The following is a 22,972-nucleotide window of genomic DNA, read 5'->3' on the forward strand; positions in this document are numbered from 1 at the left end:
TCAATCATTTGAGTTGTTTGACTCTTAAATGACTATCAACTCTTTTGGAGCTAGGGTCAACAATTCACAACCTGTCTCTGTAATCAGAATATCATCCTCGATACGAACACCATATTTACCTTCAATATAAATACCTGGCTCGTCTGTCAAGGCCATACCTGCCTTAATAGTTTCTGTAGAAGTCTGGCTAAAGTAAGGCTCTTCATGAATATCCAGACCAATACCGTGTCCAATACCGTGAGTAAAGTAATCGCCATAACCTGCCTCAATGATAATATCACGAGGAATTTTGTCAAAGTCACGGAAACCTAGACCTGCCTTGGCTTGGTCAATAAGGGCTTGATTGGCTTTCAAAACCGTATTGTAAATCTCTGCTTGCTCGTCGCTAACATGCCCCAAGTAGATAGTCCGTGTCATATCGCTGACATAGTGATCATAAAGGCAACCGAAGTCCATGGTAATGGCTTCTCCTAGCTCAACTGGTTTGTGCATAGGATGAGCATGAGGTTTGGAAGAATTGATACCGCTAGCTAGAATAGTGTCAAAAGACAAGCCAGATGCTCCCAACTCACGCATGCGGAAGTCAAGGAAGTTGGCAATCTCAATTTCAGTCTTTCCTGGCTTGATAAAGTCAAGCGCATCGCGGAAAGCTTGGTCTGAGATAGAACAAGCCTTGCGAATAGCTGCAATCTCCGCCTCATCCTTAATCATACGAAGACCTTCAACAAACTGAGTTTGTGGAAGCAAGTCAATTCCTTCAAAGGCTGCCTGCATACGGTGGTAATAAGAGACCGAAATCTCGTCCTCAAAACCGATTTGAGACAAGCCCATGTCCTTAACAATGCCTGCAATGACAGCCAATTCATCACGGTCAGCCACAATCTCAATCCCACTGGTTTCTTGCTTGGCTGCAATGATATAGCGAGAGTCTGTCACCAAGACCTGACGGTCACGGCTGATAAAGACTGTTCCATTTGAACCCCAAAAACCAGTCAAGTAGTAGACGTTTTTAAGGTTATTGATAATGATACCATCTAGTTCTTTTTCTTGCATTTTAGCGAGAAATGCTTGTACACGTTTATTCATGATGTAACTTTCCTTTCAAATAGTGTCCTGTGTAGCTGGCTTCATTGGCCGCTACTTCTTCTGGAGTTCCTGTTGCGATGATGGTTCCACCACCGACACCGCCCTCAGGACCCAAATCAATAATATGGTCTGCTGTCTTGATAACATCCAGATTGTGCTCAATAACGAGGACTGTATTGCCATCGTCGACAAAGCGAGCGAGAACCTTAAGCAAGCGAGCAATGTCCTCCGTGTGAAGCCCTGTCGTCGGCTCATCCAGAATATAGAATGACTTGCCTGTCGAGCGTTTGTGGAGTTCGCTAGCCAACTTCATACGCTGGGCTTCTCCCCCAGAAAGGGTGGTAGCCGGTTGACCTAGCGTCACATAGCCCAGTCCCACATCCTTAATAGTCTGAAGTTTGCGTTGAATTTTCGGAATGTGTTGGAAAAATTCTACCGCATCGTTGACCGTCATGTCCAAGACCTGCGAGATATTCTTTTCCTTGTAGTGAACTTCAAGGGTTTCACTGTTATAGCGGGTCCCGTGGCAGACTTCACAGGCAACATAAACGTCTGGCAAGAAGTGCATCTCAATCTTGATAATCCCGTCACCTGAGCAGGCTTCACAGCGGCCTCCCTTAACGTTGAAACTGAAACGCCCCTTCTTGTAGCCTCGAATCTTGGCCTCATTTGTCTGGGCAAAAAGGTCACGTATATCGTCAAAAACTCCCGTATAGGTAGCCGGGTTGGACCTCGGCGTTCGTCCGATTGGACTCTGGTCAATGTCAATCAAGCGGTCTACATGCTCAATCCCTGTAATAGTCTTAAATTTACCAGGCTTGTCTGAATTACGGTTGAGCTTCTGAGCAATGGCTTTTTTGAGGATGCTGTTGATTAAGGTCGACTTGCCTGAGCCCGACACCCCTGTCACCGCAATGAATTTTCCTAATGGGAAGCGAGCAGTAACATTTTGCAAATTGTTCTCACGCGCACCTGTCACTTCGATAAAACGACCATTTCCCACACGACGCTCTTCTGGTACTGGAATGGCACGTTTCCCTGACAAGTACTGACCTGTGATAGACTTGCTGTTGCGAGCCACTTGCTTAGGTGTACCTGCTGCAACAATCTCCCCACCAAAAACACCGGCACCGGGACCAACGTCAATCAGATAGTCCGCCTCACGCATGGTATCTTCGTCGTGTTCCACTACGATAAGAGTATTGCCCAAGTCACGCATCTTTTTCAGACTGGCAATCAGGCGGTCATTATCCCTCTGGTGAAGACCGATTGACGGCTCATCCAAAATATAGAGGACACCTGAGAGGTTGGAACCAATCTGAGTTGCCAAGCGAATACGCTGACTCTCCCCACCTGAAAGGGTTCCTGCCGAACGTGACAGAGTCAGATAGTTGAGGCCTACGTTATTAAGGAAGGTCAAGCGGTCCTTGATTTCCTTGAGGATTGGGCGAGCAATGATGGCTTCATTTTCAGACAAGGTCAGCTGGCTCACCAAGTCCAAGTGGTCTGCAATCGACAGGTCTGAGATTTCTCCAATATGCGGCCCTTGCTCTCCACCCACACGGACAGACAAGGCCTGATCATTGAGACGGTAACCGTAACAGGTTCCGCAGGTCAGCTCATTCATGTAGAGCCGCATCTGGGTGCGCGTGTAATCGCTATTAGTTTCATGGTAACGACGCTTAATATTATTGACAACTCCCTCAAAAGGAATGTCAATATCGCGCACACCACCAAATTCATTCTCATAGTGGAAATGGAATTCCTTACCATCTGAGCCGTAGAGAATCAAGTTCTTGTCTTCTTCTGACAAGTCCTCAAAAGGCTTATCCATATCCACTCCAAAGGCTATCATGGCCTGCCCTAGCATGTTTGGATAGTAGTTAGATGAGATAGGATTCCAAGGTGCCAGCGCCCCCTCACGTAGCGTTTTGCTGGCATCTGGCACTACCAAATCAGTATCCACCTCCAGCTTGATGCCCAAGCCGTCACACTCACTACAAGAGCCAAAAGGAGCATTGAAGGAGAAGAGACGAGGCTCTAACTCTGGGACAGTAAATCCACAAACTGGGCAGGCATAATGCTCAGAGAAGAGCAACTCAGAATCGTCCATGGTATCGATAATGACATAACCTTCTGCAATACGAAGGGCAGCCTCAATGGAATCAAAGAGACGACTACGGATGCCCTCCTTGATGACAATACGGTCAACCACGACATCAATATTGTGTTGCTTGCTCTTAGACAACTCTGGCACTTCGGTCACATCATAGACTTCCCCATCCACACGGACACGGACATAGCCGTCTTTCTGAACCTTTTCAATAACGCTCTTATGCTGCCCTTTTTTCTTGCGGATGACAGGAGCCAAAATCTGCAAGCGCTGGCGTTCTGGTAACTCCAAAACCTTATCCACGATTTGCTCCACAGAAGAAGCCTTGATAGCTCCATGTCCGTTGATACAGTAAGGCGTCCCCACACGCGCATAGAGGAGACGCAGATAGTCATTGATTTCAGTCGTCGTTCCCACGGTTGAACGAGGGTTTTTACTAGTCGTTTTCTGGTCGATGGAAATAGCTGGGCTGAGACCATCAATAGCATCTACATCTGGTTTTTCCATATTGCCCAAAAACTGGCGAGCGTAGGCTGACAAACTCTCCACATAGCGACGTTGTCCCTCCGCATAGAGGGTGTCAAAGGCCAGACTGGATTTCCCTGAACCTGACAAGCCTGTCACGACAACCAACTTGTCTCGCGGAATCTCCACATCAATATTTTTTAAATTATGGGCACGTGCCCCATGAATGACAATTTTATCTTGCATCTTTGTTCTTTCTAGTCCATTATTGCTTACCATTATACCAAAAAAAGTGAGATTCTATTACCCAAAAGGCCGATTTTGTAGTATAATAGTACGGTGTGAAAAAATCTGAAAAATGAGAAAGGATAAGGGATATGAAACAAGTTTTTCTCTCTACAACAACTGAATTTAAAGAGATCGATACGCTTGAACCGGGTACTTGGATCAATCTCGTCAATCCAACTCAAAATGAATCACTGGAAATCGCTAACGCCTTCGACATTGATATTACCGACCTTCGAGCACCGCTCGATGCGGAAGAAATGTCTCGTATTACCATTGAAGACGAGTACACCCTGATTATCGTAGACGTGCCGGTCACAGAGGAAAGAAATAACCGCACCTACTACGTAACCATCCCGCTTGGTATTATCATCACCGAGGAAACCATTATCACTACGTGTTTGGAACCACTACCTGTCCTCGATGTCTTTATCAACCGTCGCTTGCGTAATTTCTACACCTTCATGCGTTCGCGTTTTATCTTCCAGATTCTCTATCGCAATGCAGAGCTTTACCTAACAGCCCTTCGTTCAATTGACCGCAAGAGTGAACAAATCGAAAGTCAACTGCATCAATCAACTCGTAATGAAGAATTGATTGAGCTTATGGAATTGGAAAAAACCATCGTCTATTTCAAGGCCTCCCTCAAAACCAATGAGCGTGTGATTAAGAAATTGACCAGCTCAACCAGCAATATCAAGAAATACCTTGAGGACGAAGACCTGCTTGAAGATACCTTGATTGAAACCCAACAGGCCATCGAGATGGCAGACATTTATGGAAACGTCTTGCACTCTATGACAGAGACCTTTGCCTCTATCATTTCCAACAACCAGAACAACATCATGAAGACCTTGGCCCTTGTGACCATCGTCATGTCCATCCCAACCATGGTCTTTTCTGCCTACGGGATGAACTTTAAGGATAATGAAATCCCCCTAAACGGCGAGCCAAATGCCTTCTGGTTAATCGTCTTTATCGCCTTTGCTATGAGTGTCTCGCTCACTCTCTATCTCATCCATAAAAAATGGTTCTAAGAGGAGTTCCTATGTCTCAGATTGATCTACAAAAATTAACTAAGAAAAACCAAGAGTTTGTCCATATCGCTACCCAACAATTCATCAAAGATGGAAAAACAGACGCTGAAATCAAGACTATTTTTGAGGAAGTTATTCCCAAAATCCTTGAAGAGCAAGCCAAAGGTACGACTGCTCGTTCCCTTTACGGCGCACCAACTCACTGGGCTCATAGCTTCACTGTCAAGGAGCAATATGAAAAAGAGCATCCAAAAGAAAATGATGATCCCAAACTCATGATTATGGACTCAGCTCTTTTCATCACTAGCCTCTTTGCCCTCGTCAGCGCCCTCACAACCTTCTTTGCGGCAGATCAAGCTTTCGGCTATGGATTGATTACTCTTCTATTAGTTGGACTGGTTGGTGGATTTGCCTTCTACTTGATGTACTACTTTGTTTACCAATACTATGGACCAGATATGGACCGCAGTCAACGTCCACCTTTCTGGAAATCTGTACTGGTTATCCTAGCTTCTATGTTCCTTTGGTTGCTTGTCTTCTTTGCAACAAGCTTCCTACCAGCTAGCCTTAACCCAGTACTTGCTCCATTGCCGCTGGCTATTATCGGAGCAGTCCTCCTAGCCCTTCGCTTCTATCTCAAGAAACGCTTGAATATCCGCAGCGCAAGCGCAGGACCAACACGCTATTAAGAGAATGATAAAAGCAACTGCAGGTGCGGTTGCTTTTTTACTACTTTCTTGATTTAAAAGTATTCTTCTGAAATCCCACATAGCTTTCTCTTATCTTTTGTGATAAAATAGGCTCAATCTATTTCTAGGAGAATAAAATATGATTTCTACTATTGGTATTGTTAGTTTATCTAGTGGCATTATCGGAGAGGACTTTGTCAAACACGAAGTGGACTTGGGTGTCCAACGTCTCAAGGATCTGGGACTCAATCCTGTCTTTTTGCCCCATTCGTTAAAAGGCTTAGACTTTATTAAGGACCATCCTGAAGCTCGTGCAGAGGATTTGATTCATGCCTTTTCTGATGATAGCATCGACATAATCCTATGTGCCATCGGTGGAGACGATACCTATCGCTTACTACCCTATCTTTTTGAAAATGATCAACTACAGAAAGTTATCAAACAAAAGATTTTTCTTGGCTTCTCAGATACAACCATGAACCATCTCATGTTGCATAAACTAGGAATCAAGACTTTTTATGGGCAATCCTTTTTAGCAGACATTTGTGAATTGGACAAAGAAATGCTGACCTATAGCCTCCACTATTTTAAAGAATTGATTGAGACGGGAAGAATCTCAGAAATCCGCCCTAGTGACGTTTGGTATGATGAAAGGACTGACTTCAGTCCCAAGGCTCTAGGAACACCTCGTGTCAGTCATGAAAATACCGGTTTTGAGCTGTTGCAAGGAAATGCCCAGTTCGAGGGAAAAATCCTCGGTGGTTGCCTCGAATCCCTCTACGATATCTTTGACAACTCTCGATACGCAGATAGCACGGAGCTCTGCAAAAAATACAAACTTTTCCCTAACTTGTCAGACTGGGAAGGAAAGATCCTCTTGCTAGAAACAAGCGAAGAAAAGCCTGAGCCGGAAGACTTCAAAAAGATGTTACGGACTTTAAAGGACAATGGTATATTCGAGGCCATCAGTGGACTCTTGGTCGGAAAACCTATGGATGAAACTTTCTATGACGACTATAAAGAGGCACTATTGGATATCATTGATAGCAATATCCCGATTGTCTATAATTTGAATGTCGGCCACGCAACTCCAAGAGCAATTGTCCCCTTCGGAGTTCACGCCTATGTAGATGCAAAGGAGCAAATCATTCGCTTTGACTATAACAAAAAATAAATAGTTTCTCTATTTTTGTGCTTTTGTATTCGTTTTCGTTACAATTTGTATCTGAATTTATTGCATTTCGCTAATTTCTATGATATCCTTTTGAAGGAGGTGTATATGACAAAACAAAAAATTAATCGAATCGTAGGTTCTATTGGTGCCTTTATTGGAATTATAGTATTTATTGCCTACATACCTCAAATTATCGCTAATTTACAGGGAAATAAAGCTCAACCATTTCAACCTTTATCAGCTGCTATATCTTGCTTAATCTGGGTTATTTATGGATGGACAAAGGAACCTAAGAAGGATTGGATACTAATCATTCCAAATTCAGCTGGTGTTATTTTAGGTGGAATCACTTTTTTGACTTCACTCTAACAAATCTAATAGTATATATAAAAAGCTGGGAAAAATTTCTCAGCTTTTTTCTATATTCTCAGATATGCTAGTTACCTGTACACACTAATTCCTGCTTTTCCACTCACAATCGTTCTCGTGGTCATCAACTAACCCTGCAGCCTGTAGAAAAGACAAGACGGCGACTGGGCCTGTGAACTTGAAACCTCTTTTTTTGAGATCTTTGGCTAATTTCTCAGACAAAGCGGTTTTAGCTGGGGCTTGGCGATAATCAGGAACATCATTAACAATCGTTTTCCCCTCAACAAAAGACCAAAGATAGGCATCAAAAGAGCCATATTCTTCCTGTAGTCGTAGAAAGGCTTGGGCGTTAGCGCGTGTAGCAAAAATCTTGGCTCTATTTCGAATGATGGCTGGATTATCCAGCAAGTTTTCCAATTCGGCATCTGTCATTTCTGCGACCGCTTGAATTTGATAGCCATGAAAGGCTTCTCGGAAAGCTTGGCGTTTGTTGAGTACCGTTTCCCAAGACAGACCTGCCTGATAGGTTTCCATACACAATAACTCAAACAATGCTTGATCATCATGGAGGGGCTGGCCCCACTCCTCATCATGATAGGCGATGTAGAGCGGATTGGTCATCTTGACCCACGAACAACGTTTTGTCATGCTCTGCTCCTATTTAACCAACATTTTAAGAGCCGACTTGATATAGTTCTCAGCTGTATCTGTCGTTCCTTCAAAGAATTTCTTGATTTTCTTGAGTTCGGTCGCCTTGTAGCCCAGTGCCAACATGGCTTCCATGGCTTCTTCCAATTCTTGGTTTTCAGCGCTTGCTTGCACTGCGACCTTAGCAGGAAGGTCATCTCCAGCAACTACTACCTTGCCTTCCAAGTCCAACACCATCTGCTGGGCTGTTTTCTTGCCAATTTTAGGAAACTTGGTTAAGTAGGTAATGTTCTTGGTTTCGATGGCTTGAACCAAGCCAGCATTGTCATCGGCAGCGATAATGGCCAGAGCTGATACAGGACCAATCCCAGATACCGAAATCAGACTGAGAAAGAGCTTTTTCTCGTCTTCTGAGCGAAATCCATAAATCAGATGAGCGTCCTCACGCACGACTTGATGCACATAAATCTGAGCCTCCTGATTAACCTGACCTGAATAGGCATAAGGATTGGCCACATGCAGGATATAACCGATACCATTGGTTTCAAGAACAATGTATTTAGCAGTGATTTTGGTAATGATTCCTTTTAAATATTCGTACATAGTTTTCCTTTTAGTTTAATATTTCCCCAACTCACGGAGACTGGTGTGATTTTCCTGAATACGTCGGAACATCTTTTCCATATCCGACTTAGTAAAATGCACCAAAACAGGACGTCCATGGGGACAGTTATAGGGATTGTCACATTGAGAAAGCTGATAAAGCAGCTGTCTAGCTGAATGATCATCAATACGATGGTTGGCCTTGATAGACCGTTTGCAGGACATCATAATAGCCAACTCTGCTCGGTATTTCTTGATCGAAACCTCCTTGGTCAAGAGGAGCATGTCGCACATCTCATAGATGCCTGATTCAATATCTTCTTCTGCCATCCAAATAGGATGTTCACGCAGGATAAATTGATTTTCTCCGTACTCTGCTAGAAAGACGCCCACTTCCTCTAAGAGAGGCATTCTCTCCCTGAGACGAAGGGCATCATCTGCAGGAAATTCAAAGATGTAAGGTACTAGGAGTTGCTGCTGGCTCTGGTCAACATTGCCAATACTTTCACGGTATTCCTCATATTTAACCCGTTCCTGAGCCGCATGTTGGTCTATGATATAGAGCCCATCTCGCCCTTGGGCAAAGAGATAGGTTCCATGCATTTGCCCGAAAAATTCCAACTCTGGGAAGCTGGATGATTCTTCTCGCTCCAGTTTGTCATAAGCCTTATCAAGACTAGCTAGGTCTAACTCCGGATGATCTAATTGGTCATAGTTAGCAGGCTTTCTCTCTGCAAAATGCAGTTTTGCTGGCTTGGTTAGCTGATCCAAGGTTTCCTTGGCAAATAGGGTTAAATCCTGCCCTTCCTCAGTCAATTCCACCTGATAATCAGCTACTTCAGCTTGACTAGGTATTGTCGGCTCAGTATTCTCATAGTAGAGCGTATTTTCTTTGAGTGGGAGAATGGTCTGCTCCACCTTCTCACGATTTCGCACGGTCGATTTGGCAAGATTTTCCAAGGCATCAGGTATCAAAGTTTGCTCCTTCAGACTCTTGGAAATAGCTTCTGAGACCAGCGCCATCAGTTCTTTTTCCTTGGAAATCCGCACCTCTTGCTTGGTTGGATGCACATTGACATCCGCTAGATAAGGGTCGATATGGATGTGAATGACAGCCAGTGGAAAACGCCCCACCATGAGCTTACTGCCATAACCGTCAAGAATAGCACGATTGAGTAGGAAATTCTTGATATAACGACCATTGATGAAGAGGCTGATATAGTTGCGGTTGGCTCGAGTTAACTCAGGCAAGGACACAAAACCTGAAATTTCGAAATCTAGGTCAGAGTTCTCAATTTCAATCATCTTCTTGGCGCTGGCTAAACCGTAAATCCCTGCAATAGCTTGTCGCAGTTGACCAGTCCCTGCTGTCCGCGTCATTTCCTTGCCATCACTAATCAAGCTAAAAGAAATCTCAGGATGGGCCAAACCCAGACGGTTGACAATATCAATGATATGAGACAACTCTGCTTGCTGGCTCTTCATATACTTGAGGCGGGCAGGCGTGTTGAAGAAGAGATCCTCTACACAAACCTTGGTTCCCACAGGACTAGTCGCTGGGATGACTTCCTCAACTTCACCCCCACGCGCGACGAGCTTGGTTCCATGACTTGCACCATCCATCGCCGTCAACAGAGTCAGTACACTGACAGACGCGATAGACGGCAGAGCTTCACCACGAAAACCAAGCGTCCGAATTCGAAAGAGATCTGCCTGATTTTTTATCTTACTGGTCGCATGACGACGCAAGGCTAATTCTACTTCATCGTGAGCAATTCCATGACCATTATCTGTGATTTGGATTTTCTTGAGACCTGCTTCCTCAATCTCAATGGTAATCTGGTTAGAGCCCGCGTCAATGGCGTTTTCTACCAGCTCCTTAACAACGCTAGCTGGACGCTCGATAACCTCTCCAGCTGCAATCTGGTTTGCCAGCACCTCTGGCAATTCAATAATATGAGACATTTTTCAGCCCCTTTCTTTATCTGTTTTCCTAGAAATTGATTAGTGCTATTATACCATATTTCAGATAGGACAGAAAAGTAAGCACCACATAGGATACAAATCCCTCCACATAGACAAAGTCCCTTGCAAGGGGCTGAAAAATAGTGTTTAATAAAGGTGTACAAGAAGTGATCACAATTTTGTATGAAAAATAAGGAGAGAAATTTATGAAAGTAGAACTACAGATTAGTGAGACTTACGGGGAGGAAAAATTGATTGTCCAAGCACCTCAAGAAACTGAAAAAGTCCAAAAAGTCATCGAGTTCGCAGAAAATCTGGACCTCAAAGAAAAAATCAAAGGGAAAATCAATGATCAAGTCTATCTAGTTGAGATTGGCAATATTCAACGCTTCTATATCGAGAATCGGAAGGTTCTAGCAGAAACGGCGAGTCAGACCTACACCATTGATTTGCGACTCTATCAAGTCCTTGAAATTCTGCCAACAACTTTTATCCAAATTTCCCAATCAGAAATCATCAATATCAACTCCATCTCTCATCTCAAGCTCACGCCCAACGGTCTGGTAGAAATCTTTCTCAAAAACCAAAGCTTCACCTATTCTTCACGCCGTTACCTAAAAACCATCAAGGAGAAATTAGAACTATGAAAAAACAAGTATTTCACGACGCAGCTGCTGGTGTCCTCATCGGCCTCATCCTCTCTATCCTCTTTTCACTCATTTATGCACCGAGTACTTATGCACCACTAAATCCCTACTCTCTCATCGGCCAAGTCATGATTCAACATCAGGTTCACGGTGCCCTGGTCTTGCTCTACTGCACACTTATCTGGGCAGCCATCGGTATTCTCTTCAACTTTGGTAAACGATTATTCAGCCGTGACTGGAGCTTGCTCCGTGCCACTCTGACTCATTTCTTCCTTATGCTGGCTGGCTTTGTTCCACTGGCAACTCTGGCTGGTTGGTTCCCCTTCCACTGGATTTTCTATCTCCAGCTCATTATCGAGTTTGCGATTGTCTACCTCATCATTTGGGCTATTCTCTATAAAAGAGAGGCTAAAAAAGTAGATCACATCAATCAACTCTTGGAGCATAGAAAGTAAGAGCCTCATAATAAGCAAAACCGAGAAATGAACTTCTCGGTTTTGCTTTATCCTGCTGCACCTTATACTCAATGAAAATCAAAGAGCAAACTAGGAAGCTAGCCGCAGGTTGCTCAAAGCACAGCTTTGAGGTTGCAGATAAGACTGACGAAGTCAGCTCAAAACATTGTTTTGAGGTTGCAGATAGAGCTGACGTGGTTTGAAGAGATTTTTGAAGAGTATTACTATCATAACAGTTATTTTCAGGTCTTCTTTGTAAATTTTCTGTAATTTTCTATCTTTTTTCAAAATATTCTTGCATTTCCCCAAAGTTTTTTGTAGAATATAGATTACATATCCAGATTATTCTGAAAATTCAAAAAGGAGTATCTATCATGTCACAAGCTATTTCGTTAAATCAATCAACCTGGGCAAGCAAGCTAAAAGCAATGGGACCTGGAATCCTAATGGCTTCTGCCGCTGTTGGCGGTTCTCACATTGTATCTTCCACTCAAGCTGGTGGTTCTTACGGTTGGTCTCTACTTCTCTTGGTCATCTTAGCCAATGTCTTTAAATATCCATTTTTCCGTTTTGGTGCTGAATACACCGCTGATACTGGAAAGACTTTGGTTGAAGGTTATGCCGAAAAAGGGAAACTCTATCTCTGGATTTTCTTTATCCTCAATGTCTTTTCAGCTATGGTCAACACGGCTGGTGTTGCCATTCTGTGCTCAGCTATCATCGCCAGTGCCTTCCCAATGGTTGGACTTAGCATTACTCAGTGGTCCCTCATTCTCGTTGCAATCATTTGGGCTATGTTACTCTTTGGAGGCTACAAACTTTTAGACGGCATGGTCAAATGGATTATGTCTGCTTTGACCATTGCGACTGTTCTTGCAGTTATCATCGCAGCGGTCAAGCATCCAGAATATAGTTCTGATTTTGTTGAGAAGACACCTTGGCAAATGGCAGCTCTACCCTTCATCGTTTCCCTCTTAGGGTGGATGCCGGCTCCTATTGAAATTTCAGCTATCAATTCACTTTGGTCAGCTGAAAAGAGAAAGACCGTCAACTTTAACACAGAAGACGCTCTGTTTGACTTTAACACTGGTTATATTGGAACAGCTATCCTAGCTATATTCTTTGTAGCACTGGGAGCACTGATTCAGTATCCTACAGGGCAGGCAGTTGAAGCTGCTTCAGCCAAATACATCTCTCAATTCGTGGGCATGTATGCCTCTGTTCTTGGCGAATGGTCCCGTTACTTGATTACCTTTATTGCCTTCCTGTGTATCTTTGGAACAGTTATCACTGTTATTGATGGCTATTCTCGTGTTAATCAGGAATCTCTCCGACTGCTAATCAGTCAAAAAGAAGACAATCGTAAATCTTTGAACATCTGGATGACCATTACTGCTATCGTCGGTATCGTCATTATCAAGTTCTTCTCTGGTCAGGTGTCAACCATGCTCCGCTTTGCCATGATTGGTTCTTTCCTGACAACACCATTCTTCGCTCTTTTAAACTACGCCTTGGTAACGCGTGAAAACAAAAATCTTCCTTCTTGGCTCAAACACCTTGCTATTGCAGGATTGATTTTCCTCTTTGGCTTCGCCATCTTCTTTATCTACGCACTCGCAATCGGAAAAGCAGGATAACTGACAAAGCGCGAGATGAAGATAAGGTTTCATTTCAAGAGAAAATTCAGCAAATATTTCTATGATAAAAAGCATAAGAACAAGGTTTTAAAGACCTGAACTTATGCTTTTTTACGTTCTCAAAGACTGTTTATACTCAAAAAACAGTTGAAAAATCCCAAACGCCTCTTATATTGATTTTAATTCTCCCTTTCCAACTCATACAAATCTGCGATAATGGCTGCGACACGTTTGATATCTTCCAGCATGCCTCGCATTTCAAAGTCAGCCAATACAGGGAAGCCAAAGCGTTGACTGTATTGCTTAGCTGTCAGGCAGTATTGGTTATTAAAGTTACGATTTCCTGAGCCAACCACGCCAAAACACTTACTAGCATTGTCACCATAGGCGATAAAATTCCCCACTGGTGTCGTCAAAATCTCTACATCTCCGTTATCAACGCCATTCCCACCTTCTAGGTAGGTCGGCAAAAAAGCGACGTAAGGGTGGTCCATTTCATAGAAATCATGACCTTCCTTGACCAAATCCTTGATATGAATCTTTTGAACCTCAATTCCCTCGTACTGGGACAAGAGATAATCTTTCAAGCGCGTCACAAAACTTTCAGTGTTGCCACTCAAACTAATATAAACTAAAGAAATTGTCTTCATATTTACCTCCATGATTTTATTTTTAATCGAAAAAGAACTACCAAGATTGTATCTTGATAGTTCTTTTTTGTCAATACTTAAGCAAGTTCTTCTGTTTCTTCTTCTGCCAAGGCTTTCTGCTGACGCCACATCTTATAGAAGACAAGGGCTAGGAAGAGAATATTGATGACGATATAGAAAATGCTGACAGCTTTTGAACCAATACTCATTGTCAAACGCATAGTCTCATCTTGAACCAACTGCACAGCGTCCTGTAAACCAACATAGCCATAAATCGAACCGATAATAGCTAACAAAACATAGCCAACATAAGTATAGTTTGCATATTGCAAATTCTTACGAACAAGGAAGACAATCGCTACGACCACTAAAATAGCAGATAGCACAATCAAGGCCATATTAAAAATAGAATGATACGCTTCTGCTACTCCATAGTTGTAATTAAGCTGGTCTTCTAATTGCTGAGCACTGACCCCTGCAACTTGTTTCTGAGCAGCACGAAGGGCTTCTTTGCTAGGTAAGGGACTCAACATTCCAAACAGAGACATAGCTGAAATAAGGGCAGACAAGATTAACAAGACCCATAGATAAATCGGTTTCTTTTTCATGATAGAACCTCCTAATAATATTATTTTTATTATAGCACATTTTGTAAAGGAATACAAATCTTACAGTATCGTTTCTACCTGTTTTCGATAAGCTTTTGGCGATTTTCCGCACAATTTTCGGAAAACTTTATAGAAATATCCAACGTTACTGTAACCAACCGCATAACAGATGTCTTCGATACTGTCACTGGTTGAAAGCAAGAGCTGTTGGGCAGCCTTAATGCGTTGTTTGTTTAGTAACTCTGCGAAGGTCGAATCGGTTTCTCGCTTAATCAACTGCCCTAGATAGACAGGATTGATAAAGAGGGCCTTACTGATATCCTTGAGGGACAGCTCCTTTTGGTAATCACGACCAATGACTTCCAGCACACTGACCACATTTTCATTCATACGGTATTGACCGAAAAAGCTGGTCAGAGTTTCCTTGATATAAGAAACCAATTCATCGAAGGATTGAATAGCATGAATGGTTTTGACAATGTCCGTCATATCATCAGCTTTGAGATGTTCAAACAAGTGAAAGACATCCATGACAAACTGGATAAAAAGCTGTTTGGTAATCGGAACACGCGGTGTATTTTCAAGAACCACCTTCTCCAAGAGGTTTAACTCTTCCACGATTTGATTGAGATTCCCCTGAATGATAACCCTATAAATCGGTTCGTAATAGGCAAAGAGACTCTGAGACTGTTGTAGATTTACAGAGCCGTAAAAGAGGGCTTTCTCAGCATTCAGCTTCCAGCGTTCAAAGTGTTCTTGATAGGGAGCTTCAAAGGGAGTAACGACTAAACCATCTAGGGGTTGGTCAGAAATGAAAATCTGCCAGTCTTGACCCAATACATAGTAGGGAATGGTGAAGGAACCTTGCTTTTCCTTGGATAGACCTATCCACCAATTCTCCTTACCTCCTAAATAACTGACAAATCCAGCCTCATCTAAATCTTGACTGAGGGTCTGACTTTTCTTTCTTCTCTCGCCGAGCTGACCTGCAATCTTCTCCAGCAGATTTCCTAACTCTACCTTATCAACAGGCTTGACCAAATAGTCCACCACACTAAGATTCATAGCTCTTTTTACATAATCAAACTCCTGATAACCTGAGAGCAGGATATAGGCGGCATCTGGTAAGATCTCTTTCATTTCCCGAATCATATCAAGCCCTGTTTTGTCGGGCATATTGACATCGGAAATGACCACATCAACAGGATTTTCCTGAACATATTCTAGGGCTGCATCGGCATGACTGGCTGTTGCGACGACCTCCATATCCCACTTATCAAAGGGAATCAATCGTTTCAGACCTTCTGTCACCATGTACTCATCATCTACTAATAATACTTTATACATTTTCTCCCTTTCTACTCATCTTGAATGGTAATACGATACTGAACACCGGCTTGCTCTGCAGACTCTATAGTAATGGCATAGCGGTCCCCAAAATAGAGCACAAAACGCTCGTGTACATTGACAATCCCGATGGATTGCCTTTGATCACTGTAGCTGGCTTGGTGTTCAAAATGTCTCTGACTTAATTTTTCTCGGAGATTTGCCAGTTTTTCTGCCGACATTCCACGGCCATTATCGACCACCAAAATTTCCACAAAACCATCTCGTTTAAGAGCCTTGATGCTAATCACATTATCTGTCCGTCTGTGGTCAACACCATGAGCGAAATAGTTTTCTACCAGCGGTTGCAAGGTGAACTTAGGAATCTTCATATTCTCTAGTTCTGGATCTATCTTGAAACCATAGGCAATAGACTTAGGATAGCGAACCATACAGAGATAGCTGTATTTACGGCAAAATTCTAATTCCTGTTTGAGAAGGGTTTCTCTTTCGTCAGAAATATTGTTACGCAAGAGACTGCTAAACTCATAAATGATATCTGCCAACTCATCTTGACTCTGCATAACTGCGTACATGCGCAAGAATTCCAGCGTATTATACATAAAATGAGGATTGATTTGAGCTTGCAAGGCCCGCATATTGGCATCTTTTTGACTAAGCTCTAGCTGGTAAATATCATGGATATTCTTTTCCAAACGGTCCAACATATCATTGGTAGTCTCTGCGATTAGGAGCAATTCCTGGTCCTTTTCAAGTGTGTCAATGCGAAGACCTTCCTCCCCTTGGGCAATAGCCTGAATGGAATCAACCAGATCCACTACCTGCTTTTGATAATTTGAGAAAGTCTTCCTCAAGGTAACATATAGTATGACAATAAAGAGAAGGCTCAAGCCCACAATCAAAGCAGAGCTAGTCACTGTTCCTTGCAAAACAAAGTTTTTGGGAACTGCCACCTGAACCTGATAGCCATGAGATGTTAAGCCAACAAGCCAATTTTCACTCTCCTTATCAACTGTTTCACCAATATGGAAAATCTCCGTATCAAAAGGTGAAGTCACCGTTACTGCCATCGGAGTATGACCTCTAGTATTATCAATGGCATGGTATAAAACAGCAGGATCCAAGGAGATGTAAATCACTCCTAAATCTTGATCTGACACTGGATCTGACACCGGAATGGCAAAACTATTTCCTGCTGGTTTGAAATCCTCAGCCCTGATTTTTTCTCCACTACGTTTGTCTTTAGTAGACACATAGACTTCCTTGTAATCTTGAAACGCAATGGCCACTCCAGTTACAAAATCATTTCGAACATAGAGGTCGTCAACATTTTCATGCAGAGAGACTGATACATAAGGCGAAGCTTTCCGTTCTAATTGCCAGTAAAAATAGTCTGGCATGCTAAGGCTAAAGTATTTATAGATTCCCTCAATACGAGCTTGATTTTCAACTAAAGCCTGAGCTATCTGGGTTGACTCTCTATGGTAATATTCAATTTCACTCACTGTTCTAGCAGTTACACGCTGGGCTACTCTCTGGGCTTCCTTTTCCCGTGAATCCCAGTCAGCATAGGAGAGTAAGATTGCAAAACTCGCAATAATAATGATCATAACTGAAGTGTAGGTTCGCAGAAGCGTATGTAGCCAAAACTGCTTCATTCTATTTTGTCGCCAATTTTTCATGGATACTTTCATAGACCGGTTCCAACATATCACTGATAAAGAAATGCCACATCCCAATTCCTACAAAGAAGAGAAGAGCAGGCATATAGTAACCAATTGCCACAAGTAGCACAGTTCCAAGGAGAACCTTTGCCACAGCCGCTAAGCTCATAAAGATGCCAATCAAGGATAGTTTAAGACTATTTCGATAGGACAAGGCAAAATAAACTTGTAATTTCAAAGATACTGTATAAGCCAAAAAGATCAGGGCAACTACTAGAACATTAAAAAAGGTCGCAATCAAATGAATAATAGTCTGATGAGGCAATTGCACCAAGAGATACAGGCCATAGACCAAAACTAGATCCACCCCTAAAAAGCTATAGAAAATCAGGTTGCTTGAAACAAAATTTTGCTTATAAAGAGACCAAGCCTCCTTCAAGCTATATTCCCGAAAGCTATAACCATGTTCTGCATACAAGCTCATCAAGGTGGCACTAGCAGGCGCTAGGCCAAGGATAATCCCTCCTGCCAAGGTTAATAGCCAAAAGAAGGCTGTCGCAATCATCCCTAAAAAGAAACGATTAAAGACAAAGTCTAAAAATCTCCCCATGATACCCTCCTAAAAATAACTATGAAACCATTATATCATATTTCAAGCGTTTTCAAAAACTTCTAGTACCCATTTACAATCCCACCAAACCGTGGTAGAATGAGAATTGTGAAAAAATGATCAGGAGACAATTCATGAAAAAATCGATCTTAACTACACTTCTTTTTGCAGTTCTTTACTTCCTCTGCATGGGGATTGGTGTCCTTTTGGGCAATCTCCTTGACCAAACTGGAAACATGTTTTATGCGCCTGCTTTTACTGCCCTTGTCGGCGGTAGCGTCTATATGATCCTAGTCGCAAAAGTTCCGCGCTTTGGAGCTATTACCACTATCGGCCTTGTTATTGCTCTCTTTTTCTTGGGAACTAAACACGGTGCTGGTGCCTTCCTTCCTGGAATTATCTGTGGCCTCCTAGCAGATGGAGTAGCTAGCCTCGGAAAATACAAGAACCAAACAAAGAACTTCCTTTCTTTCGTTATTTTTGCCTTTAGTTCAACAGGTCCAATCTTGCTTATGTGGATTGCGCCCAAAGCCTATATGGCAACCCTTCTAGCAAGAGGAAAATCACAAGAATATATCGACCGTATCATGGTTGCGCCAAACCCTGGAACCATCCTTCTATTTATCGCAAGTATTGTCATCGGAGCCCTAGTGGGTGCCTTGATTGGACAAGCCTTGAGTAAAAAATTGGCACAGAAAATCTGATAAATAAAAAAGAGCCGTGCGGCTCTTTTTTATTTATGACTCAATTTCTTGGTCAGGAAATCTCCCAAGAATTGGATTGCAAAGATAATCAAAATGATAATGATGGTTGCCAAGATGGTCACATCGTGATTGTAGCGGTTAAATCCATAAGCGATGGCTACGTTACCGATACCACCAGCTCCAACCGCACCGGCCATGGCTGTTTCCCCAACAAGAGAAATCAAGGTCACAGTTGTCACGCGGATCAAGTCTGGAAGACCTTCTGATAGGTAAACACCCACGATGTCCCAGAAAGTCGCTCCGCTCGCTTGAGCCGCCTCAATGACACCGCCATCTAGCTCAGCCAAGACAACCTGCACTTGACGGGCAAAGAAGGCAAAGACTGCAAAAGATAGGGGTACGATAGCTGCATTTGGACCAATGCTTGTTCCTACGATTAGATGAGAGAAGGGTGACAAGACTGCCAAGAGAATGATAAAGGGAACCGCACGGAAAATGGAAGTAATCTTATCCAAAATCCAGAAAACGACTTTATTTTCCAAGACACCACCTGGTGCTGTCAAGACAAGGAAGAGACCTGCCACTAGTCCCAAGAACCCTCCGATAATGAAGGAAATAACTGTCATATAAAGGGTTAGGTAGATGGCTGTTCCCCAGCCTGCTTGACCAGCCCAGCCCATTTTATAGACATTTGGTAAATAGGTTTGAATCAATGATTCCATCTTACTGTCCTCCCTTCAATACTTTTAGCTGCACGCCTGCTTGACGAATGGCTTCTTGGGCACCTGCTAGCGCTGCTTTTTCACCTGACAAGACCACAACCAATTCTCCAACAGGAGTGCCATCGAGGATTTCGATATTCCCATAAAGGATATTAGCCGTTACTTGGTAACGCTTGTACAATTCATTCAAAAGTGGCTCGTCTGTTGAAGCACCTGCATACTTGAGTTGAACCAAGATACTGTTTTCAGACAAGTGTTCCACGATTTCTTGCTTCTCAATCTTGACCATAGCTTCATCAATTCCTGTTGCTGTTGAGATAAAGTCTTGAGTCAAAGGTTGTTTAGGGTCTGAGAAGATTTCAAGGACACTGCCCTCTTCAATCAAATGCCCATCCTGCATAACTGCCACACGGTTGGCGATGTCTTTGACAATCTGCATTTCATGCGTAATCAAGACAACCGTCAAGCCTAATTTTTGGTTCAAATCTTGCAACAAGGCCAAAATCTGCTTGGTTGTCTTAGGGTCAAGGGCAGAAGTTGACTCGTCTGAAATCAAGATTTTTGGATCATTTGCCAAGGCACGCGCAATGGCTACACGCTGTTTTTGCCCTCCAGATAGTTGTGAAGGGTAGTTTTCAGCACGGTCTGCCAAGCCAACCAAGTCCAACAACTTGGCTACTTTAGCCTTCTTTTCTTCCTTGCTGAGTCCAGAGTGCTTAAGGGCAAAGGCTACATTCTCCTCTGCTGTCTTTTGACTCATGAGGTTAAAGTGCTGGAAAATCATTCCGATATCTTGACGTTTACGACGCAACTGCTCTGCCGTTAAGGTCACCTTGCCATCAAAAATCACATCGTCGTCAATGGTAATTTTCCCTGCAGATGGCTTTTGCAAGAGGTTAATCACCCGTACAAGGGTTGATTTCCCTGCTCCAGAATATCCAACAATTCCGTAGATATCCCCTTCTTGGATGTGAATGGTCACATCTTTGACCGCTGTGATAGTTCTCTTCTTTTGGTGAAAAGTCACATCGATCTGATCTAACTTGATAATATCTCTACTCATAACTTCTAATCAGCTCCTCTACTAATTCAATATGGGTGTAATAATCGGCGATTCGCACATTTTCATCTCCACCGTGGTCTCGGCTATTGGCATTTCCTAGACCGAAGGCCACCATGGGCACCTCTAGGGCATCAAAGACCGTATGCATAGGCCCTGTCCCAGCTGTCGTCGGCAAGACTGAAACGCCCTGTGGATAGAATTTCTTGGCCAACTCGATGACATTGAGAATGGCTGGCGCGCTCATATCGCTTCGATAACTCATCTCTCCCAAGGTATAGTATAATTCTACCTTATCAAAGCCATTTTTGTCTAGCTGTTTCCGAATTTTTTCCAGAACATCATGCGGTTCTAAGCCCGGAACCAGACGAACCTCTAGCTTGGCACTGGCTTCTGCTGGCAAAATCGTTTTAACCCCTTGCCCTTGGTAGCCTGACTGGATTCCTTCTATATTAAGGGCTGGTTCGAAAAAGAAACGTTTTAGAAAGGCCATCCGCTCCTCCTGCAAAAGAGGCAACTCCAATCCATAGATCCGACTAACTTCCTCTGGGTTTCGTTGACCATAAGTTTCTAGCAAGGCCATTTCTCGTTCATTTGGCTCTTGCACCTCTTCGTACAAGCCTTCAACCAAGATACGGCCATCTGCAGCGCGAAGAGACTGTAAGGCTTGAAGGAGGTACCAGGGAGCTGATTCCACAACCCCACCATAACTAGAGTGAATATCCACATCAGCACTTTTTACCTTGGCATCAAAGGTCACAATCCCCTTATTTCCACCAGAAATTTCTAACTGCTCCAAGGCATTTTTGGTTCCTTGTTCCCAGACCAACAAATCTGCACCACGGAGTTTGTCCGCGTGTTTTTCCAGATACTTATCTAGGTCTGTCGAAGCCGATTCCTCCGCTCCCTCCATGATAAAACTGATATTGACAGGCAAATCATCATGGTGCTGCATATATTTTCTCAAAGCACTCAAACGAGCTGTGATATGACCCTTGTCGTCATCAACCCCACGCCCATACATGAAACCATTGCGGACCGAAAGCGTAAAAGGATCCTCTGTCCAGACCTGATCTCCGTCCGCTGGCACAGTGTCATAGTGGTTATAGAAAATCAAGGTCTTGGCATCTGGACGTGAACTCTTGAAATGCGCCATGACAAAGGGCGCTGTATAAGTCTCATCAATCTCCACTTCAGCTCCAACACGTTTGAAAATCTCACCCAGATAGTTGGCGACTTCCTTAAGTCCAACCTGCTGGGCAAAGACTGACTTCTTAGAAATTAAGGTACGCAAAACCTCAAAATAATGCTGGGCCACATGATCCTTTTCAAATTTTTCAATCTGTTCTTGTTCGCTAGGAAAAACCATATTCTCTCTACCTTTCTATGAACTACTCTTCCTGACAATCCATGCTCTATACAAAAGCAAGAGGTGGAATTCTCTCTCCCACCTCCCTGTTTCTTATTACCAAACTGGTTGATCCAAACCGTCTGATGTTTCTTCGATAACTTTTTTCACGTCATCTGTGTGGTAAGCTGCGATTACTTTCTTGATAGCATCAGCCTTAGGTGATGTTTCCCAATCTTTTTTCGCAACGATGATGTTGTACCATTGTTTTGAGTTTTCATCAGCTTGTTCTTTGAAAAGTGCTTTCTTGTAGTCCAATTTTGCTTCTGTAACGAAGGTATTGTTTACAACGGCAGCGTCAACTGATGACAATGAACGAGCTGTTTGGCTAGCGTCCAATTCAGTGATTTTCAAGTTCTTTGGATTTTCTTTGATGTTGGCAACTGTTGCAAGAGCAGTTCCAGAAACATCCAATTTAATCAAGCCAGCTGATTGAAGCAAGTAAAGCGCACGGCTTTCGTTTGTAGCATCGTTCGGTACAGCGATTTCTCCGTTTGCTGGGATGTCTTCTACTTTAGTGTACTTGTTGTCACTTCCATTCAAACCTGAGTAAAGGCGGATTGGAGAGATGTAAGTATCAGCAATCGCTACAAGATCTTTTCCGTTTTCTTTGTTCCAGTTGTTCAAGAAGTTATAGTGTTGGAAAGCGTTCAAGTCTACTTCACCATCAGCAGTTGCCTTGTTTGGTTGTGAGTAGTCTGTGAACTCTGTAAATTCCAAGGTAATTCCGTCTTTTTTAACCAATTCTTGAACTTTATCCCAACGAGCTTCTTCAGAACCGCTACGGTTAACAGTTGCAATTTTAATAGTTGTTGCATTGTCTGCTTTCTTTTCTGAGTTTCCGCAAGCTGCAAGAGCCAAACCTGCGACTGTAGCAAGGGCTGCTAGGCCAAGCCATTTTTTAATTTTCATGATTCTTTCTCCTTAAAAATAATACCGTACTAGTATCTCATACTTTGTTCAATTGCACAAATTGTTATTAGATAATCAGATATATAGTTTAAAACTATATCCCTAAAAACTGAG

General features: G+C 42.9%; 23 protein-coding genes. 9 read left to right on the forward strand and 14 right to left on the reverse strand.

Going from position 1 to position 22,972, the window contains the following annotated elements:
* Positions 1-24: 24 nt before the first annotated feature.
* Together WKI23_RS01770 and uvrA are read right to left on the reverse strand one after the other, a co-directional pair.
* The gene (locus WKI23_RS01770) at positions 25-1,086 is read right to left on the reverse strand and encodes a Xaa-Pro peptidase family protein (protein ID WP_368078745.1); all 1,062 of its coding nucleotides are present in this window, start codon (positions 1,084-1,086) and stop codon (positions 25-27) included.
* Positions 1,079-3,910, reverse strand: coding sequence for an excinuclease ABC subunit UvrA (uvrA, locus tag WKI23_RS01775; RefSeq protein ID WP_368078746.1), 2,832 nt, complete (start codon positions 3,908-3,910; stop codon positions 1,079-1,081). Before uvrA ends, WKI23_RS01770 begins: the two co-directional genes overlap by 8 nt.
* Before the next feature lie 131 nt (positions 3,911-4,041).
* Here uvrA and WKI23_RS01780 point away from each other — a divergent pair, with 131 nt between their 5' ends.
* The 4 genes from WKI23_RS01780 to WKI23_RS01795 all read left to right on the forward strand — a co-directional run bounded on the left by WKI23_RS01780 (position 4,042) and on the right by WKI23_RS01795 (position 7,218).
* Positions 4,042-4,986, forward strand: coding sequence for a magnesium transporter CorA family protein (locus tag WKI23_RS01780; protein WP_315010500.1), 945 nt, complete (start codon positions 4,042-4,044; stop codon positions 4,984-4,986).
* 11 nt (positions 4,987-4,997) lie between these two features.
* Entirely contained in the window at positions 4,998-5,675 is a 678-nt protein-coding gene (locus WKI23_RS01785) for a DUF1129 domain-containing protein (protein ID WP_368078747.1), read from the forward strand.
* A 139-nt stretch (positions 5,676-5,814) separates the two neighbouring features.
* The gene (locus WKI23_RS01790; RefSeq protein WP_368078748.1) at positions 5,815-6,849 is read left to right on the forward strand and encodes a S66 peptidase family protein; all 1,035 of its coding nucleotides are present in this window, start codon (positions 5,815-5,817) and stop codon (positions 6,847-6,849) included.
* A 105-nt stretch (positions 6,850-6,954) separates the two neighbouring features.
* Positions 6,955-7,218 carry a SemiSWEET family transporter gene (locus WKI23_RS01795; RefSeq protein WP_000166114.1) on the forward strand — a complete coding sequence of 88 codons (264 nt, stop codon included), beginning with the start codon at positions 6,955-6,957 and terminating at the stop codon, positions 7,216-7,218.
* An 84-nt stretch (positions 7,219-7,302) separates the two neighbouring features.
* Here WKI23_RS01795 and WKI23_RS01800 read toward each other — a convergent pair whose 3' ends face one another.
* The 3 genes from WKI23_RS01800 to mutL are packed head-to-tail and all read right to left on the reverse strand — an operon-like array spanning position 7,303 to position 10,434.
* Positions 7,303-7,866 carry a DNA-3-methyladenine glycosylase I gene (locus tag WKI23_RS01800; RefSeq protein WP_368078749.1) on the reverse strand — a complete coding sequence of 188 codons (564 nt, stop codon included), beginning with the start codon at positions 7,864-7,866 and terminating at the stop codon, positions 7,303-7,305.
* A gap of 9 nt (positions 7,867-7,875) precedes the next feature.
* Positions 7,876-8,469 (reverse strand): Holliday junction branch migration protein RuvA, encoded by a 594-nt coding sequence (gene ruvA / locus WKI23_RS01805; protein WP_049525129.1) that lies wholly within the window; start codon positions 8,467-8,469, stop codon positions 7,876-7,878.
* 15 nt (positions 8,470-8,484) lie between these two features.
* A complete protein-coding gene (gene mutL, locus WKI23_RS01810; RefSeq protein WP_368078750.1) occupies positions 8,485-10,434 on the reverse strand; it encodes a DNA mismatch repair endonuclease MutL in 1,950 nt (649 codons plus the stop codon).
* 206 nt (positions 10,435-10,640) lie between these two features.
* Here mutL and WKI23_RS01815 point away from each other — a divergent pair, with 206 nt between their 5' ends.
* From WKI23_RS01815 to WKI23_RS01830, 4 genes are all read left to right on the forward strand, one after another.
* Entirely contained in the window at positions 10,641-11,081 is a 441-nt protein-coding gene (locus WKI23_RS01815; protein ID WP_368078751.1) for a LytTR family DNA-binding domain-containing protein, read from the forward strand.
* Complete coding sequence (locus tag WKI23_RS01820; protein WP_368078752.1) at positions 11,078-11,536, forward strand: DUF3021 domain-containing protein; 459 nt, start codon at positions 11,078-11,080, stop codon at positions 11,534-11,536. The genes WKI23_RS01815 and WKI23_RS01820 overlap by 4 nt, the downstream gene beginning before the upstream one ends.
* Before the next feature lie 71 nt (positions 11,537-11,607).
* On the forward strand, positions 11,608-11,739 hold the full coding sequence (locus tag WKI23_RS01825) for a hypothetical protein (RefSeq protein ID WP_368078753.1): 132 nt from the start codon (positions 11,608-11,610) through the stop codon (positions 11,737-11,739).
* A gap of 171 nt (positions 11,740-11,910) precedes the next feature.
* Entirely contained in the window at positions 11,911-13,173 is a 1,263-nt protein-coding gene (locus WKI23_RS01830) for an NRAMP family divalent metal transporter (protein ID WP_368078754.1), read from the forward strand.
* A 179-nt stretch (positions 13,174-13,352) separates the two neighbouring features.
* Here the strand turns inward: WKI23_RS01830 and nrdI are convergent, their stop codons facing one another.
* From nrdI to WKI23_RS01855, 5 genes are all read right to left on the reverse strand, one after another.
* Positions 13,353-13,823: a class Ib ribonucleoside-diphosphate reductase assembly flavoprotein NrdI gene (gene nrdI / locus WKI23_RS01835; protein ID WP_368078755.1), complete on the reverse strand. Its 471-nt coding sequence runs from the start codon at positions 13,821-13,823 to the stop codon at positions 13,353-13,355.
* A 77-nt stretch (positions 13,824-13,900) separates the two neighbouring features.
* Positions 13,901-14,431, reverse strand: a complete 531-nt coding sequence (locus tag WKI23_RS01840) for an ABC transporter permease (protein WP_368078756.1) — start codon at positions 14,429-14,431, stop codon at positions 13,901-13,903.
* Between the two features lie 60 nt (positions 14,432-14,491).
* The gene (locus tag WKI23_RS01845) at positions 14,492-15,778 is read right to left on the reverse strand and encodes a response regulator transcription factor (RefSeq protein ID WP_368078757.1); all 1,287 of its coding nucleotides are present in this window, start codon (positions 15,776-15,778) and stop codon (positions 14,492-14,494) included.
* An 11-nt stretch (positions 15,779-15,789) separates the two neighbouring features.
* The gene (locus WKI23_RS01850; protein ID WP_368078795.1) at positions 15,790-17,460 is read right to left on the reverse strand and encodes a sensor histidine kinase; all 1,671 of its coding nucleotides are present in this window, start codon (positions 17,458-17,460) and stop codon (positions 15,790-15,792) included.
* Positions 17,438-18,052, reverse strand: coding sequence for a YesL family protein (locus tag WKI23_RS01855; protein ID WP_368078758.1), 615 nt, complete (start codon positions 18,050-18,052; stop codon positions 17,438-17,440). The genes WKI23_RS01850 and WKI23_RS01855 overlap by 23 nt, the downstream gene beginning before the upstream one ends.
* A 134-nt stretch (positions 18,053-18,186) precedes the next feature.
* On the opposite strand from WKI23_RS01855, the gene WKI23_RS01860 reads away from it, so the two are divergent.
* A complete protein-coding gene (locus WKI23_RS01860; protein ID WP_368078759.1) occupies positions 18,187-18,756 on the forward strand; it encodes an MptD family putative ECF transporter S component in 570 nt (189 codons plus the stop codon).
* Between the two features lie 29 nt (positions 18,757-18,785).
* Here the strand turns inward: WKI23_RS01860 and WKI23_RS01865 are convergent, their stop codons facing one another.
* The 4 genes from WKI23_RS01865 to WKI23_RS01880 all read right to left on the reverse strand — a co-directional run bounded on the left by WKI23_RS01865 (position 18,786) and on the right by WKI23_RS01880 (position 22,858).
* The gene (locus WKI23_RS01865) at positions 18,786-19,478 is read right to left on the reverse strand and encodes a methionine ABC transporter permease (protein ID WP_368078760.1); all 693 of its coding nucleotides are present in this window, start codon (positions 19,476-19,478) and stop codon (positions 18,786-18,788) included.
* A gap of 1 nt (position 19,479) precedes the next feature.
* Complete coding sequence (locus tag WKI23_RS01870) at positions 19,480-20,541, reverse strand: methionine ABC transporter ATP-binding protein (protein ID WP_000085663.1); 1,062 nt, start codon at positions 20,539-20,541, stop codon at positions 19,480-19,482.
* Positions 20,534-21,907 (reverse strand): M20 family metallopeptidase, encoded by a 1,374-nt coding sequence (locus tag WKI23_RS01875; RefSeq protein ID WP_000231811.1) that lies wholly within the window; start codon positions 21,905-21,907, stop codon positions 20,534-20,536. The genes WKI23_RS01870 and WKI23_RS01875 overlap by 8 nt, the downstream gene beginning before the upstream one ends.
* A gap of 96 nt (positions 21,908-22,003) precedes the next feature.
* On the reverse strand, positions 22,004-22,858 hold the full coding sequence (locus WKI23_RS01880; protein ID WP_050207619.1) for a MetQ/NlpA family ABC transporter substrate-binding protein: 855 nt from the start codon (positions 22,856-22,858) through the stop codon (positions 22,004-22,006).
* Positions 22,859-22,972: the final 114 nt, after the last annotated feature.

Origin of the sequence: Streptococcus pseudopneumoniae, assembly GCF_038148955.1 — a bacterium.
In the GTDB taxonomy this organism is placed as follows: domain Bacteria; phylum Bacillota; class Bacilli; order Lactobacillales; family Streptococcaceae; genus Streptococcus; species Streptococcus pseudopneumoniae_T.